This is a genomic window from Alteromonas sp. CyTr2, from assembly GCF_947311905.1.
GTDB lineage: Bacteria > Pseudomonadota > Gammaproteobacteria > Enterobacterales > Alteromonadaceae > Alteromonas > Alteromonas macleodii.
Genome location: NZ_CAMZMZ010000018.1, coordinates 24,341 through 39,611, shown reverse-complemented (window position 1 = coordinate 39,611; position 15,271 = coordinate 24,341). Strand labels below are relative to the sequence as shown.

General features: G+C 46.1%; 15 protein-coding genes. All 15 read left to right on the top strand.

What is annotated here, in order from left to right; genetic code table 11:
• The 15 genes from cysE (at nucleotide 1) to pilW (ending at nucleotide 15,271) form a co-directional block, all read left to right on the top strand.
• Complete coding sequence (gene cysE / locus QME20_RS11165; RefSeq protein ID WP_187446146.1) at nucleotides 1-825, top strand: serine O-acetyltransferase; 825 nt, start codon at nucleotides 1-3, stop codon at nucleotides 823-825.
• 168 nt (nucleotides 826-993) lie between these two features.
• Nucleotides 994-2,448 (top strand): NAD(P)/FAD-dependent oxidoreductase, encoded by a 1,455-nt coding sequence (locus QME20_RS11160; RefSeq protein ID WP_075177053.1) that lies wholly within the window; start codon nucleotides 994-996, stop codon nucleotides 2,446-2,448.
• Nucleotides 2,449-2,497: 49 nt separating this feature from the next.
• On the top strand, nucleotides 2,498-3,409 hold the full coding sequence (locus QME20_RS11155) for an alpha/beta hydrolase (protein WP_281715938.1): 912 nt from the start codon (nucleotides 2,498-2,500) through the stop codon (nucleotides 3,407-3,409).
• A gap of 257 nt (nucleotides 3,410-3,666) precedes the next feature.
• Complete coding sequence (gene iscR, locus QME20_RS11150; protein ID WP_014950178.1) at nucleotides 3,667-4,152, top strand: Fe-S cluster assembly transcriptional regulator IscR; 486 nt, start codon at nucleotides 3,667-3,669, stop codon at nucleotides 4,150-4,152.
• Nucleotides 4,153-4,170: 18 nt separating this feature from the next.
• Complete coding sequence (locus tag QME20_RS11145) at nucleotides 4,171-5,337, top strand: IscS subfamily cysteine desulfurase (RefSeq protein WP_281715937.1); 1,167 nt, start codon at nucleotides 4,171-4,173, stop codon at nucleotides 5,335-5,337.
• A gap of 494 nt (nucleotides 5,338-5,831) precedes the next feature.
• Nucleotides 5,832-7,268, top strand: coding sequence for a Fe-S cluster assembly protein SufB (gene sufB, locus QME20_RS11140; protein ID WP_014979832.1), 1,437 nt, complete (start codon nucleotides 5,832-5,834; stop codon nucleotides 7,266-7,268).
• A gap of 3 nt (nucleotides 7,269-7,271) precedes the next feature.
• Nucleotides 7,272-8,033: a Fe-S cluster assembly ATPase SufC gene (gene sufC, locus QME20_RS11135; protein ID WP_014979831.1), complete on the top strand. Its 762-nt coding sequence runs from the start codon at nucleotides 7,272-7,274 to the stop codon at nucleotides 8,031-8,033.
• On the top strand, nucleotides 8,030-9,286 hold the full coding sequence (sufD, locus tag QME20_RS11130) for a Fe-S cluster assembly protein SufD (RefSeq protein WP_014979830.1): 1,257 nt from the start codon (nucleotides 8,030-8,032) through the stop codon (nucleotides 9,284-9,286). Before sufC ends, sufD begins: the two co-directional genes overlap by 4 nt.
• Nucleotides 9,283-10,500 (top strand): cysteine desulfurase, encoded by a 1,218-nt coding sequence (locus QME20_RS11125; protein WP_131138144.1) that lies wholly within the window; start codon nucleotides 9,283-9,285, stop codon nucleotides 10,498-10,500. The genes sufD and QME20_RS11125 overlap by 4 nt, the downstream gene beginning before the upstream one ends.
• A gap of 9 nt (nucleotides 10,501-10,509) precedes the next feature.
• The gene (locus QME20_RS11120) at nucleotides 10,510-10,866 is read left to right on the top strand and encodes an iron-sulfur cluster assembly accessory protein (protein WP_014950172.1); all 357 of its coding nucleotides are present in this window, start codon (nucleotides 10,510-10,512) and stop codon (nucleotides 10,864-10,866) included.
• A gap of 50 nt (nucleotides 10,867-10,916) precedes the next feature.
• Complete coding sequence (gene sufT, locus QME20_RS11115; protein WP_014977033.1) at nucleotides 10,917-11,450, top strand: putative Fe-S cluster assembly protein SufT; 534 nt, start codon at nucleotides 10,917-10,919, stop codon at nucleotides 11,448-11,450.
• A 59-nt stretch (nucleotides 11,451-11,509) separates the two neighbouring features.
• Entirely contained in the window at nucleotides 11,510-11,920 is a 411-nt protein-coding gene (locus tag QME20_RS11110) for a SufE family protein (protein WP_014950170.1), read from the top strand.
• Between the two features lie 271 nt (nucleotides 11,921-12,191).
• Nucleotides 12,192-12,623, top strand: a complete 432-nt coding sequence (gene ndk, locus QME20_RS11105) for a nucleoside-diphosphate kinase (protein ID WP_012519000.1) — start codon at nucleotides 12,192-12,194, stop codon at nucleotides 12,621-12,623.
• Between the two features lie 314 nt (nucleotides 12,624-12,937).
• Nucleotides 12,938-14,056, top strand: a complete 1,119-nt coding sequence (locus tag QME20_RS11100; protein WP_014977032.1) for a bifunctional tRNA (adenosine(37)-C2)-methyltransferase TrmG/ribosomal RNA large subunit methyltransferase RlmN — start codon at nucleotides 12,938-12,940, stop codon at nucleotides 14,054-14,056.
• Between the two features lie 24 nt (nucleotides 14,057-14,080).
• Complete coding sequence (pilW, locus tag QME20_RS11095; protein WP_281715936.1) at nucleotides 14,081-15,271, top strand: type IV pilus biogenesis/stability protein PilW; 1,191 nt, start codon at nucleotides 14,081-14,083, stop codon at nucleotides 15,269-15,271.

The following is a 15,271-nucleotide window of genomic DNA, read 5'->3' as shown; positions in this document are numbered from 1 at the left end:
ATGTTCGCCCGTATAAAAGATGATATTCAAGGTGTATTTCATCGCGACCCAGCGGCCAGAAACACCTTTGAAGTGCTAACCAACTACCCTGGCCTTCATGCAGTGTGGCTGCATCGCATTAGTCACAAACTATGGAAGGCTGAATGGAAATGGTTGGCACGCAGTTTATCAACCTTTAGCCGTTGGCTTACGGGGATTGAAATTCACCCTGGTGCCACGTTAGGACGACGGGTATTTATCGACCACGGTATGGGAGTGGTCATTGGTGAAACAGCAGAAATTGGCGATGATGTCACCCTTTACCACGGCGTTACTCTTGGAGGCACTAGCTGGAGAGCCGGTAAGCGCCACCCAACCCTTAAAAAAGGCGCTGTAGTTGGGGCTGGTGCCAAAGTGTTGGGGCCTATTATTATAGGTGAAAACGCTAAAGTAGGGTCTAACTCTGTGGTCGTAAAAGATATTCCTGATGGCGCTACGGCGGTGGGGATCCCGGGTCGTATCATTATCTCGAAGCAAAAAGAGATGAATGCGTCGGTAAACCCCGAGCGAGATAAAATTGCCCAGAAATATGGTTTTGATGCCTATGCTGTCGCGCCAGATAACCCTGATCCTGTGGCCAATGCGATGGGCATAATGCTAGAGCATATGCACCAAATGGACACCAAAGTGGAAGAGATGTGCAAGGTCATTCAGTCGCTAGGTGGCGATGTGTGTACCGATAATTTACACAATATTAGCGCTGAAGATTTCGCAGAAACGGGTTTCGACCTAAAGGAAACCCAAGAGCGAGAGAAGGCTCATTCTTCTTTCGACCCCGCTATTTAACTCTAATTCCGCATACTATTTTCGGGTGCTAAGGCCGAGAACCTTCACCCTTATATAGTAAAAATTCACAAAGGCTTGTTTTTACAAAACATTAACAAGCACATTGACTCATGCATAACTCCAACATACATTGAGATGGAAGGTTGATTATCACTTTTCAGGGACGTTATGCAAGAAACAGCGCCATTACTCGACGTACTAATTGTTGGAGCCGGAATTTCGGGTATCGGCTGCGCCTACCACATTCAAAAAAAATGTCCTGACCTTTCATATTCTATTATAGAAGCCCGCGGTGATTTGGGCGGCACATGGGATTTATTCAAATACCCGGGAATACGCTCAGATTCTGATTTATTCACCTTTGGCTACGAATTCAAACCTTGGAAAGAGAAAAAGGCCATTGCTGATGGTCGTTCAATAAAGGCTTACGTAGAAGAAACCGCGGCTGAAAACGGTATTAAAGAGCACATACGTTTTTTAACTCGTGTGGTAGATATAGATTGGCAAAGCGATAAACACTATTGGCGGGTTACGTTAAAGTCAGAAGAGAGTGGGCAGCATGAGCACATTGCCGCCAGATGGATATTTAACGCTTCGGGTTATTATCGATACGATAAAGGTTATGCACCACATTTCAAAGGGCAATCACAATTTAACGGCCAGATTGTACATCCTCAGCATTGGCCTGAAGATCTGGAATACAAAAACAAACGCGTCGTGGTAATCGGAAGCGGTGCAACGGCGGTAACGCTGGTTCCCGCACTAGCGAAAAGCGCATCGCACGTGACTATGCTGCAAAGAACGCCATCCTACGTATTGCCTGTGCCCGTAGATGACCCAATCGCAAAACATTTACGCGCGTGGTTTAGCGAGGATACAGCGTTTAAAGCTGCGCGTTGGTTTAACATAGCGAAACAGCGTTGGGTGTACGCATTTTGTCAGCGCTTTCCGCATCGTGCGCGCAAAATAATACGCAGTCTTAATGCAAAAATGTTACCCGAAGGGTATCCAGTAGATATACACTTTAACCCACCTTACAATCCTTGGGAGCAGCGACTGTGTGCAGTTCCGGGTGGAGATTTATTCGAGTCAATTTCGAAAGGTAAGGCGTCGGTTGCAACAGATACTATAGATACGTTTACTGAAACGGGAATTAAACTTGATTCGGGCCAGCATATTGAAGCAGATATTATAGTAACAGCCACTGGATTAAACCTTCTGCCTTTAGGAGGGATAGTGCCAAAAATTGATGGTGAAGCTATTTCGCTTCCAGAATGTGTTACGTATAAAGGTATGTTACTCAGTGGTGTGCCTAATTTTGCTATTGCGGTGGGCTATACAGCTTCATCGTGGACACTAAAAATTGGCCTTCTATGTGAACATTTCACGCGATTGCTCAATCATATGGAAGAGCACGGCTTTACACAGTGTACACCTGTAGCAGACCCAAATATGGAAACACAACCGTTGCTAAACTTTGGCGCTGGCTACATCCAACGCTCTTTAGAACAGTTGCCACGTCAGGGCATGCAGTTTCCATGGTCTATGTCGTTCAATTATGCACAAGACGTGAAAATTTTTCGGAAAGGCCGTGTAGACGATCCAGCGCTTAAGTTTGAATAGAAATTTTAATAGACGCACACTTACTTTTATTAAATCACGAGAGCTTTAAATGAGTTTAGCCCAGCATCATGAGCAATATGTAACGCTTAAAAGCGGTGATAGGTTTTGCTATGCCGAACATGGTGTCGGAAATGCCGATACCATTGTACTTATTGTGGGTTTAGGTCTTCAGTTGATTTATTGGCCAAACGCGCTTATTGAGCGTTTAGTTGCCAGTGGATTTCGCGTTATTTGCTTTGACAATCGTGATGCAGGAAGGTCAGTACGCAGCGACACACCGCATCCCAGCCTATTACAGCAGTTAAGAGGAAGGTCGCCGAAAGGTGCATATGGACTGGAGTGTATGGCAGATGACACCGCGCAGCTTTTAGAGGCGCTAAACATTGAAAGTGCACACATCGCAGGAATGTCTATGGGAGGGATGATTGCACAGACCCTTGCAAGTCTGCATCCTGAAAAAGTGACATCTATGACGTCTATTTTCTCGACGACAGGAAATCGCCGCGTAGGGCAACCCTCTTATTCAACGCTATGGCGAATGGCAAGAGCTAAAGCGCCAATGAACGAAAAAGACGCAGTTAAAAACTACCAAGCAATGATGACGCACATTGGCGATGTAGCTGCAAACGGAGCCGTAAATCAATGGCATCAGTACGCGCGTTTGGCATGGCAGCGCAATGGTGGCAAAAGTGATGCAAAAGCGATGTTCCGGCAAATCGGTGCTATTATGAAATCTGGGGACCGAACGCCAATGCTTCAAAATGTCAAAGCTCCAACATTAGTGATACACGGAGATGTTGATCACATGGTGCATCCCAGTGGCGGTGTTGCAACAGCCAGAGCTATATCAGGTGCTAAACATCAAGTATTGCGCGGGTTGCGCCATCAAATAGATACCGTTCAATCACATCGGATAGCAGACAGTATTCTTGCTCATATTCACTTAAATGCAAACAAATAGCGTTTATGGTCGACGTTATCATTCATTTGCAGAATAAACGATTTCTTAGCATTTAGCGTAGAAGTAACCACGCAAATTTGGCACCTACAAGCGTCTATTAGTGCTTATTTGGATCGGGCTAAAATGAAACGAAAGCCTTGATGTACAAAAGCGATTACTCGAATCAATAATACCTGACTAGTTTACTAGGTCTTATACTTGACCATTTTAGTCGGGTATGTGAAAATTCCCGCACTATAAAACGGCGGGAGAATCCAATGAAACTCACTTCGAAAGGGCGCTATGCGGTTACCGCAATGCTTGATGTCGCTTTGCATTCAAAGCGTGGTCCAGTGCCTCTTGCCGACATTTCAGAACGACAAGAAATTTCTTTATCTTACCTTGAACAGCTTTTTTCTCGATTGCGTAAAGAGCAATTAGTAGACAGTGTTCGCGGGCCTGGCGGCGGCTATTTGTTAGGCCGTGAAGCAAGCAAAATTGCGATAGGCGAAGTCATTCGCGCCGTCGACGAGTCCATTGATGCGACACGTTGCCAAGGACAAGCAGACTGTCAAGGCGGCGATCGCTGCCTAACGCACAGCTTGTGGCAAGACCTAAGTGATCGCATTGCGGCGTTTTTGAATTCAATTACGTTGGGCGAGTTAATGGCAAAGCGTGATGTGCAAGAGGTAGCCGACCGTCAAGACGGTAATGCATCACTTCGTCATATCACCAAAGATATCGAAGTTAGTATTCAACTTTAAATTGGTATTGAGTAACGCATGGCTTTATCAACACCCATTTATTTAGATTACGCAGCAACAACACCGGTAGACCCGAATGTTGCCGAGGCAATGGCAAAATGCCTAACCCTGGATGGCAACTTTGGTAACCCAGCTTCTCGTAGCTATCGCTTCGGCTGGATGGCAGAAGAAGCGGTTGATGTTGCTAGAAATCAAATCAGCGACGCGCTTAATTGCGACCCTAGAGAAATTGTTTTTACTTCGGGGGCCACTGAATCGAACAATCTTGCTATAAAAGGCGTCGCCCAAGGTTATGCCAATAAAGGCAAACATATCATTACCGTTAATACCGAACACAAAGCGGTGTTAGATACCTGTGAGTACTTACAAAGCCAAGGCTTTGAGGTTACGTATCTTGAAGTACAGCCGAACGGGTTAATTGATTTATATGCGCTTGAAAATGCGTTGCGCGACGACACTATTTTGGTGTCGGTGATGCATGTGAACAACGAACTTGGGGTTATCCAAGACATTCAAGCTATTGGCCAGCTTTGTCGTGACAAAGGTGTTCTTTTTCATGTTGATGGTGCGCAAAGTGTGGGCAAAATTGCCATTGATTTAGCTGAGCTTCCGGTAGATTTGCTGTCTATTTCGGCGCATAAGATATACGGCCCGAAAGGTATGGGGGCGCTCTATGTGCGTCGCCGTCCCAAAATCAATCTGGTGGCACAAATTCATGGCGGTGGCCACGAACGCGGCATGCGGTCGGGTACATTAGCCACCCATCAAATTGTTGGAATGGGTGAAGCCATCGCGCTAGCCTCCTCAAAAATGGAAGAGGACAGTGCGCGCATATTAGCGCTGCGTGAATCGCTTTGGAAGGGCCTTCAACAGCTCGACGATATCTATTTAAACGGCCACGCAACACAGCGTATCCCGGGCATTCTAAATGTAAGTTTTGCGAGTATAGACGGCGAAAGCTTGATGATGGGCTTAAATGACATTGCCGTATCTTCAGGGTCGGCATGTACGTCAGCGAGTTTAGAGCCTTCGTATGTGTTAAAAGCGATTGGCCGCAGCAACGAATTGGCGCATGCAGGGATTAGATTCAGCGTGGGGCGCTTTACGACCCAAGAAGACATCGATTACGTAATACAAAAAGTAGTGGATGTAACTACAAGACTACGCCAAGCGGTTTCAGCATAAACGCCTATACCGTCGTCTAGCTAGGCGACTGGCTGAACGCGCAGAACAGAGAGATTAAGCCATAGTGCTTTATTCATAGCTCAACGTAGTGGCCGAATAAGCATTGTAACAGTGGTTTGAGCGCGCGTTTTTGTATTAGGCAAAGCGTAGGTTGTGTTAGTGCATTCCTTTTATTTTCGTGAATGTGGAAGAAAATTAATGCGCGTTTGAAGGAAATTGACCTTTAAGCAGCGTTTAAAACGCGTAAGTGGCCATAAATTAATGGCTGAATATTTGAGTGAAATAGTCGGGTATTATATACTACGGCACCAAAATTTTAGGCTGTCCGCAATGTAACTGGCAGTTTCGACAATGCTGTTTGGGAATTACCCAAATAAATTAAGTTGTTGAAGTTGAAAGTCTATATAAATTACCAAGACCGTGGGGTGATTTATTTGCCAGTTAAGTAGAAAGGTTAGTGGCAGCAAATGCAGGCAAACAAGTGAGATCCCAACATGAGTGAACAGATCGAACAGGCGTTAGAAAGAAAGTACGATGCGGGTTTCTATTCAGAAATCGAATCGGAAACGTTTGAGAGCGGCCTGGACGAGTCGGTTATCCGCCGCATATCAGCAATGAAAAATGAGCCTGAATGGATGCTTGAATGGCGTTTGAAGTCTTATCATGCATGGCTGGAAATGGAAGAGCCAGATTGGGCGCATGTCGACTATCCGAAAATCGATTATCAGGCCATTTCTTATTACTCGGCACCAAAGAGTATGAAAGACAAGCCGAAGTCGCTAGATGAAGTTGACCCTGAACTACTTCGTACCTATGAGAAGCTAGGTATTCCTCTGCACGAGCAGGAAATGCTGGCGGGCGTTGCGGTAGATGCGGTATTTGACTCGGTATCGGTTGTTACTACGTTTCGCGATAAGCTTGAAGAAGCGGGCGTGATCTTTTGCCCAATTTCTGAAGCGCTTCAGAAGTATCCAGACCTTGTAAAGAAATACATTGGTTCGGTAGTACCGCGCACAGATAACTACTTTGCTGCGCTTAACAGCGCTGTATTTACTGACGGTTCATTCGTTTATATTCCAAAAGGCACACGTTGCCCAATGGAGCTTTCTACTTATTTCCGTATTAACGAAATGAACACCGGTCAGTTCGAGCGTACCTTGATTGTTGCTGATGAAGGCAGCTATGTAAGCTACCTTGAAGGTTGTACCGCTCCACAGCGTGATGAAAACCAGCTGCATGCGGCAGTGGTTGAGCTAGTGGCAATGGATGACGCGCAAATCAAATACTCGACGGTACAAAACTGGTACCCGGGCGACGAGAACGGTAAAGGCGGTATCTACAACTTCGTGACAAAACGTGGTGTAGCGCATACCAATGCCAAAATCTCGTGGACGCAGGTTGAAACGGGCTCTGCGGTTACGTGGAAGTACCCAAGCTGCGTACTTAAAGGCGATAACAGTGTAGGTGAATTCTACTCAGTAGCGCTAACGCGCGGTCGTCAGCAGGCTGATACCGGTACTAAGATGATCCATGTGGGTAAAAACACCAAATCGACCATCATCTCTAAAGGTATCTCAGCGGGTAACAGTAATAACGCCTATCGCGGGCTGGTTCAAATGGGCCCTCGCGCAGACGGAGCACGTAACTTCACCGAGTGTGACTCGCTACTTATCGGTGACAAATGTGGCGCGCACACATTCCCGTATATCGAAAGCCGCAACCCTTCAGCGATTGTTGAGCACGAAGCAACAACGTCGAAGGTGAGCGACGAACAATTATTCCTGTGTCAGCAACGTGGCTTAGACACAGAAAAAGCCGTTTCTATGATTGTTAACGGTTTCTGTAAAGAAGTATTCAAAGAGCTGCCAATGGAATTTGCCGTAGAAGCCGGCAAGCTGCTCGAAATTAGTCTTGAAGGTTCAGTGGGGTAATCAATGCTTAGTATCAAGAATTTACATGCCAGCGTGGAAGAGAAAAACATCATTAAAGGTCTTAACCTTGAAGTTAAACCTGGTGAAGTACACGCTATCATGGGCCCCAACGGTGCCGGTAAAAGTACACTAGGCTACGTCCTATCTGGTCGTGATGGTTACGAAGTAAGCGAAGGCGAAGCCACGCTTAACGGTAAAGACCTATTAGAGCTTGAAGTAGAAGAACGTGCCCGCGAAGGCCTTTTCCTTGCGTTCCAGTACCCAGTTGAAATTCCTGGCGTAAGCAATATGGAATTCATGAAAGAGTCAGTTAACGCTATGCGCGAACAGCGCGGCGAAGCGCCTTTAACGGCGGCTGAGTTTTTAAAGAAAGCAAAAGAAGCGTGCAAGCAGGTACAGCTTCCATTGGATTTCTTGAAGCGCGGTGTAAACGAAGGTTTCTCTGGTGGTGAGAAGAAGCGTAACGAAATCATGCAAATGATTTTGCTAGAGCCAAAACTTTGTATTCTTGATGAATCAGACTCTGGCCTTGACGTTGACGCACTTCAGGTTGTTGCCGATGGCGTTAACAGCCAGCGCGACGGTGAGCGTAGCTTCATTGTTGTTACCCACTACCAGCGTCTTCTAGACTACATCAAGCCTGACTTTGTTCACATTCTTGCCGATGGCAAAATCGTGAAAAGCGGTGACGCGTCACTAGCGCTAGAAGTAGAGAAGAGCGGATACGCATTCCTAGGTAAAGCGTACGAGGAGGCTGAAGCATGAGTCAATGGCTAGAACAGGTCATTGATGCGGCGCAAATCTCCGATTACCTAGCGCCCGTGCGTCAGCAGGCCTTAGAAAAGTTAAAAGCCGATGGTTGGCCAGCCCGTAGAAACGAAAGCTGGCGTTTTACGCCGCTAACACCCGTTGAAAAGCGTGAAGCTAAGCAAGCGGTTCAGGCAGACAGTTTACCGGTACCCGCTATCGATAACCTAAATGCTGTCGACCTTGTATTTGTAGACGGTGTCTTGGTCACGCAGGTTAACACGCTAGATGTGCCAGCGGGCATGAGCATCACGTCGCTTAATAATGATGATACTGCCACGCAGCAAGCGATCAGCAGTGTATACGGTCAAGTTAAGCCAACCCGTCATATGTTTGGCCTAGTTAACGATGCGCTGTGCCAACACGGTATATTTATTAATGTTGAAGCAGGCGCGAAAATCGACACGCCAGTGCGCATCGTGAACATGGCGTCGCAAAATGTTGATGCTCATACGCGTGTGGTGGTGAAGGTCGCTGAAGGCGCAAGCGCTACGGTTATCGAGCAAGGTTTTGGCGATACTGAAAGTTTAACCACAGCGTTTGCTGAATATGACCTTGCTGATGATGCACATCTAGAACACTATCGTTTTGCTATGTTTACTGGCAAAGCTAAGCAATTAGGCGGCAGCCACTTCAAACTTCATAACCGCACCACGCTTAACAGCACCATGGTGGGCTATGGAAGTGAGCTTTCCCGTTTAGATGTAGACATCCATCACGCCGGCGAATTTGCCAATGCGAAAATGAATGCCATTTATCTTCTGGCGGAAGGCGAGTTATTTGACCTTCACTCCACCATTGAGCACGCGATGCCTAATGGCACAACAGAAGAAAACGCGCGTGGGATTGTAGGCGATAAAGCACGTGCTGTGTTTAATGGTCGCATTCATATTCATCGTGACGCGCAAAAGACCTTGGCTGAACTTAATAACCGCAACTTGTTGCTATCTCGCCGTGGCGTTATCAACACCAAGCCTGAGCTTGAAATTTATGCTGATGACGTAAAATGTGCTCACGGTGCAACGGTTGCTGAAATTGAAGAAGAAGCCTTGTATTACATGCTTACTCGCGGCGTTTCTCGCAGTAAAGCACTGGTAATGCTCAACTTTGGCTTCATTCAAGAGCTTATAAATGACGTGCCCAATGCAGCAGTCCGTGAATGGCTAGCACCAATTTTAAGTGAGCGCTTCGCCCAAATGGAGGTGAAATGAGCTTAGACGTTGCAGCACTTCGTGCCCAGTTTCCTATTTTATCTAAAACGGTAGACGGCAAGCCGCTGGTCTACCTAGATAATGCGGCAACAACACAAAAACCTCAGGCCGTTATCGACGCCTTAGTAGATTTTTACACGGGGACGAATGCAAACGTGCACCGCGGTGCGCACCATTTATCGGATGAAGCCACGCGCCGTTACGAAAATGCACGTACCAGCGTTGCAAAGTTCATTAACGCGAAAGCGCGTGAAGAAGTTATTTGGACGTCGGGCACCACAGAAGCCATCAATATAGTCGCCAATGGTCTTGGGCAGCTACTAAGCGAAGGTGACGAAGTGATGGTGACTGAGCTTGAGCACCACGCAAACTTGGTTACTTGGCAACAAGCGTGTCGCCGTTCTGGTGCAACGCTAAATGTTGTACCTATTTTCGACAGCGGAGAGTTAGACGTAGACGCTTTCGATAGACTGCTGTCTGAAAACACAAAGCTAGTGGCGTTTCCTCACGTATCGAACGCACTAGGTACGGTGAACCCAATTAAACTGCTTACTGAAAAAGCGAAAGAGGTAGGTGCATGGGTGCTGGTTGATGGCGCACAGGGCATTGCTCACGGCGGTGTTGACGTACAAGACATTGGCTGTGATTTTTATGCGTTTTCAGGCCACAAGCTATTCGGCCCAACGGGCATTGGCTGTCTGTGGGGCAAAAAAGAGGTGCTAGAAACCTGGCCTGTTTGGCAGGTAGGCGGCGAGATGATCAAAGACGTGACTTACCATGAAGCCACATGGGGTGCGTTGCCAAATCGCTTAGAAGCCGGTACGCCAAACATCGCAGGTGCCATTGGTATGGGCGCTGCAGTAGATTGGTTTAGTGCCCTTGATGTCAATGCTTTGCATGAACATGAACAAAAGTTGCTGGCCTATGCTACCGAGCAGGCCGAAGCGTTTGACGGTATGCGGATAATCGGTACAGCACCTAACAAGGTAGGCGTGCTGAGCTTTCTACTGGAAGGTGCGCACCCGGCGGACGTGGGCTTCATTCTCGATAGACAAGGCGTTGCGATCCGCACCGGTGACAACTGTGCACAGCCGCTAATGAAGCGCTTCGGTATACCGGGTACTGCCCGTGCGTCGTTCTCAATTTACAATACGCTTGAAGAAGTAGACAGCCTATTTGCTGCGCTTAAAAAAGCAAAAATGATGTTGGCCTAAGGAGGCATTATGAGTGTTGAAACTTTCGTACCTAGTACAAAACTCATTTCGCTGACTGACAGTGCCGTTAAGCATTTCGAAAGTAAGCTTAAAGACAAGCCTGGTCAGTTAATTCGTTTATCGACAAAAGTAAGCGGCTGTACAGGTTACGCCTACGTGCTTGATTTCGCAGATAGCGCGCAAGCCGATGACGAAATTGTTGAAATTTCGCCACTACTTAACGTAGCCGTGGCTGCAGATGCCACCGACCTACTGCGTAATACAGAAATTGATTACGTTACAGAAGGTGTGAACGGCGTCATTAAATACAACAACCCGAACGTGGTTGATGAGTGCGGATGCGGTGAAAGCTTTAACGTAGGCTAAGTGTCACGTCAAAGGCCATCAGTGGTAGAACAAAGAGTACTAAGTAGTTTATGAAGCAAAAAATGGTGACCACCGAGCGCGATTGTAAAGCGCGCTTAGTTCCTGCGGGCAATCCTACCGTGATCCCTGAAGGCGAGTTTGTGAATATCACCCAAGAGCTCGGTGGTAACTATACGGTAACGTGGCGTGGCAACATGTACCGCATCGATGGTACTGATGCAGGTGCTATTGGCCGAAAAGCGATGACATTGAGCTTTGACGCGCCAGAAGATGGCAATATTAGCGAGCAGCAAGTGTGGGACGCGTTAGAAACTATCTTTGACCCTGAGATCCCTATCAATCTCGTATCTCTTGGTCTTATCTACAAAGTGGAAATTGATCAAGATACTAGCAGCGTCAATATTGATATGACCCTGACCGCACCAGGCTGTGGTATGGGCCCAGTATTGGTTGGTGATGTTGAATACCGCGTTGCCATGGTTCCCCATGTTAAAAACGTCAATGTAGAGCTTGTATTCGACCCTGCGTGGTCCCGTGATATGATGAGTGAAGAAGCACAGCTTGAAGCAGGCCTGTTCTTCTAGTCATCCACGCAGTGAAATTTAATCACACAACTTTTCAAACAAATTAAGCGGAAATAGCAATGCAACTACCTAGCAGTGACGAAATTATTGATGATTTAGCGTTCTTCGACGATTGGGAACAGCGTTATCAGTACATCATTGATTTAGGGAAATCTATTCCGGGCTTGCCTGAAGATGCTAAAACCCCCGAGCGTTTGGTCAAAGGGTGTCAGAGCAGCGTTTGGCTGGTGGAGTCTTACGACGGCAATAAAATAAACTTTGACGTAGACAGCGATGCAGTTATCGTTCAAGGGCTGCTTGCGTTAGTACTTGCCGCTTATAATGACAAAACGCCAACAGATATTTTAGCGTTTGATATCGACGGCTATTTTGAAGCACTAGATCTAGAGCGTCATATCACGCCAACCCGCGGTAATGGCTTACGCGCCATTGTGGGTAAAATTCAAGAATTAGCAAAGGCCAACGCTTAATTTTTTAAGCGTTGGTTTCTTTAAGCCGTTTTAGGGTTTCATAGTAAAGGCAGTGGGGCAGGTGAGTCCTCGATAATTAGTTCTGTGCAAAATAATCTGTACGCTGTCATCATATTGTCATCGCCAACAGGCTAACCTTTCTCTACATTTGCGCATAAAAACAGTACTTTATATCTGATTTGATAAAGGCTCTGGTCAAGCTGCTATTTATTGCCTATAATTCGCGGCCAAAATTTTAAAGATACACACACTATTTGTTTGGAGAGAGAACATGGCTCTTGAGCGTACTTTTTCGATTATCAAGCCTGATGCGGTAGCTAAAAACGTAATCGGTGCAATTTACAACCGTTTCGAATCTGCAGGTCTTCGCATCGTGGCATCTAAGATGATCCACATGAGCAAAGAGCAAGCAGAAGGCTTCTATGCAGAACACAAAGAGCGTCCTTTCTTCGGCGCACTTGTAGACTTCATGACGTCTGGTCCTGTTATGGTTCAAGTACTAGAAGGCGAAAACGCAGTTCTAGCTAACCGTGAAATCATGGGCGCAACTAACCCAGCTGATGCAGCTGCAGGTACACTACGTTCAGACTACGCTGCGTCAATCGACGAAAACGCAGTTCACGGTTCTGACGCACCTGAGTCAGCAGCACGTGAAATTGCTTACTTCTTCTCTGAAGAAGAAATCTGCCCACGTACTCGCTAAGATTACGTAGGTAGAATTAACGGGGCTATAAGCCCCGTTTTTTGTTTCTGAGCGTCTGAGCACGCTTTATGCTGCTTTGCTCGGCGCTTATTTAGGCAAGCTAAACCACGCTTCTCGCGCATCGCCAAACTTATCGTTTCTCTGCGTTAAATCGGCTTTTTCTCAAATCTCATCTGTGGTAAAATCCGCGCAAATTTTAATCAGCGTTTTTCTTTTTCTTAAATGTCGTTCAAGACATAGTCGAATCGCTGGTTTTTACACCGTATTCAGCAGTAAGAGGGGCATCCCTCGAAGGTAAAAGGGTCATCTTATTCATGGCAAAAACTAACTTATTAAACTTAAATCGCGAAGGCTTGCGCAATTTCTTCAAAGAAATGGGCGAGAAACCGTTTCGTGCCGATCAGGTGATGAAATGGATTTACCAGCACGGTATTAGCGATTTCGAGGAAATGAGTAACCTCAATAAAAACCTTCGCGCGATGCTCATTGAAAATTGCGAAATTAAAGCGCCTGAAATTGCATACTTTCAAGAAGCGAGCGACGGCACTATTAAGTTTGCACTTACCCTTGAAGGTGGTCAGGAAGTTGAATCTGTTTGGATCCCAGAAACTGACCGTGCAACGCTTTGCGTGTCATCACAGGTAGGTTGCGCGCTAGAGTGTACTTTCTGTTCAACCGCGCAGCAGGGGTTTAACCGTAACCTAAGTGTAAGTGAAATTATTGGTCAGGTATGGCGTGTAGCTACTTTCCTTGGTCTTTCAAAAGACTCAAGCAAACGCCCTATCACTAACGTAGTAATGATGGGCATGGGTGAACCACTGCTTAACCTTAAAAACGTTGTACCAGCCATGGATATTATGCTGGATGATTTCGGTTTCGGCCTGTCTAAACGCCGCGTTACGCTAAGTACATCGGGTGTAGTACCTGCGCTAGATATGTTGGGCGACCAAATAGACGTAGCGTTAGCTATTTCATTACACGCACCCACCGATGAGTTGCGCAACGAGATCGTGCCTATCAATAAGAAGTACAATATCGAAGCCTTCTTAGCAGGCGTACGTCGTTATCTGGCCAAATCTAAAGCGAACCAAGGCCGTGTGACGGTAGAATACGTTATGCTTTCAAACATCAATGACAGCACTGAACAAGCGCACCAGTTGGCAAAGGTATTGAAAGACACTCCTAGTAAAATAAACTTAATACCATTTAACCCTTACCCAGGTTCGCCTTATACATGTTCAAGCAATTCGCGTATTGATAGATTCGCAAAAGTGCTTATGGAATATGGGTTTACAACCGTTGTGCGTAAAACGCGAGGTGATGATATCGACGCAGCATGCGGTCAATTAGTGGGTGATGTGGTAGACAGAACGAAAAGAATGTTAAAAAAACAGGTGAAGGGCGAAGCAATTTCAGTAAAAATGGCCCAATAATCATTAAGATATTAGGGTAAGACTATGGTTGCGGGATTGCGAACGTCACTTAAAATTGGCTTTTTAAGCGCGATTATTTTCACTTCTGGCTGTGTCAGTAATAGCCAGTCAGGGTTGTATGGCGGTAACTTCGATCACGAAGAAGCTGCCAAAACACGCATGTCCCTTGGCCTTACCTACCTTCAAAATAACAACTACACACAGGCAAAAAAGAACCTCGATAAAGCGCTTGAGTTTAATCCACGCTCTGCAGACGTTCAGTTCGCTATGGCATATTACTATCAGCTGGTGGGCGATAACCTTCGAGCGGAAGAGTACTATGAAACTGCTATCGACCTTGCGCCTAACAATGGCGATATTGCCAACAGTTATGGCGCGTTTAAGTGCCAAAACGGCGAATACGAAAAAGCCAAAGCGTATTTCTTTGATGCTATAAATAACAGGCTTTACGCTAACGCAGCGCAAACCTACGAGAACTTGGCTTTGTGCGCGCAAAGTCAAGGTAAGCTAGATGAAGCGATCGGCTATTTTCAAGACGCATTAAAACATCAGCCTGCCCGGGGCAAAAGCCTGTTCTTACTCAGTGAACTTTACACGGTTTCAGAACAATGGGAACTGGCTGAATCTACGTTACGAAAATACGAACGTGTTGCCAAAGTTACGCCAGATTCATTGTGGTTAGCTTATGAAATAGCCAAAGGGAAAGGGGACCTAGAGACTGCAAAGGGGTATGGCGAAATGATGATGTCATTGTTCCCTGAAAGTGAGCTTACTAAACGTTACTTAGTGCAACGTGAAAGTATGCAAAACAGAGTGGTTAAAACCGTCAAATCTACACAGCCAAACGATTCTGAAACAGAAATAAGCGAAAACCAAACAAATACCGACGGGCTTGCACAAACATCATCAAACGATAAAGAAATTGAAAAGAGCGTCGTCCAAGACAACGACGCTCAGCGTCAATCTCAGAGCAATAACACCGACAACGCTCCTACAGCGACAGCTAACACACCAGAAAAAGCACAAAATACTGAATTATCTGTGCAAAGTCATAAATTCCATGTAGTAAAAGAAGGTGAAAACTTATATCGTATTTCTTTATTGCACAATATCAAAATGGCAACACTGCAAGAGTGGAATAACCTTGAAAATACTGGCGCTATTATTGCTGGTCAGACGCTTTGGTTAGTACCACCGAGTATGCAGGAGGAATAA

Bases quoted from the DNA above. Each gene is read 5' to 3' on its own strand.
- sufC (WP_014979831.1), top strand. From the start codon at position 7,272: ATGCTTAGTATCAAGAATTTACATGCCAGCGTGGAAGAGAAAAACATC.
- sufT (WP_014977033.1), top strand. From the start codon at position 10,917: ATGAAGCAAAAAATGGTGACCACCGAGCGCGATTGTAAAGCGCGCTTA.
- QME20_RS11155 (WP_281715938.1), top strand. From the start codon at position 2,498: ATGAGTTTAGCCCAGCATCATGAGCAATATGTAACGCTTAAAAGCGGT.
- iscR (WP_014950178.1), top strand. From the start codon at position 3,667: ATGAAACTCACTTCGAAAGGGCGCTATGCGGTTACCGCAATGCTTGAT.
- sufB (WP_014979832.1), top strand. From the start codon at position 5,832: ATGAGTGAACAGATCGAACAGGCGTTAGAAAGAAAGTACGATGCGGGT.
- QME20_RS11145 (WP_281715937.1), top strand. From the start codon at position 4,171: ATGGCTTTATCAACACCCATTTATTTAGATTACGCAGCAACAACACCG.
- pilW (WP_281715936.1), top strand. From the start codon at position 14,081: ATGGTTGCGGGATTGCGAACGTCACTTAAAATTGGCTTTTTAAGCGCG.
- QME20_RS11125 (WP_131138144.1), top strand. From the start codon at position 9,283: ATGAGCTTAGACGTTGCAGCACTTCGTGCCCAGTTTCCTATTTTATCT.
- sufD (WP_014979830.1), top strand. From the start codon at position 8,030: ATGAGTCAATGGCTAGAACAGGTCATTGATGCGGCGCAAATCTCCGAT.
- QME20_RS11110 (WP_014950170.1), top strand. From the start codon at position 11,510: ATGCAACTACCTAGCAGTGACGAAATTATTGATGATTTAGCGTTCTTC.
- cysE (WP_187446146.1), top strand. From the start codon at position 1: ATGTTCGCCCGTATAAAAGATGATATTCAAGGTGTATTTCATCGCGAC.
- QME20_RS11160 (WP_075177053.1), top strand. From the start codon at position 994: ATGCAAGAAACAGCGCCATTACTCGACGTACTAATTGTTGGAGCCGGA.
- QME20_RS11100 (WP_014977032.1), top strand. From the start codon at position 12,938: ATGGCAAAAACTAACTTATTAAACTTAAATCGCGAAGGCTTGCGCAAT.
- ndk (WP_012519000.1), top strand. From the start codon at position 12,192: ATGGCTCTTGAGCGTACTTTTTCGATTATCAAGCCTGATGCGGTAGCT.
- QME20_RS11120 (WP_014950172.1), top strand. From the start codon at position 10,510: ATGAGTGTTGAAACTTTCGTACCTAGTACAAAACTCATTTCGCTGACT.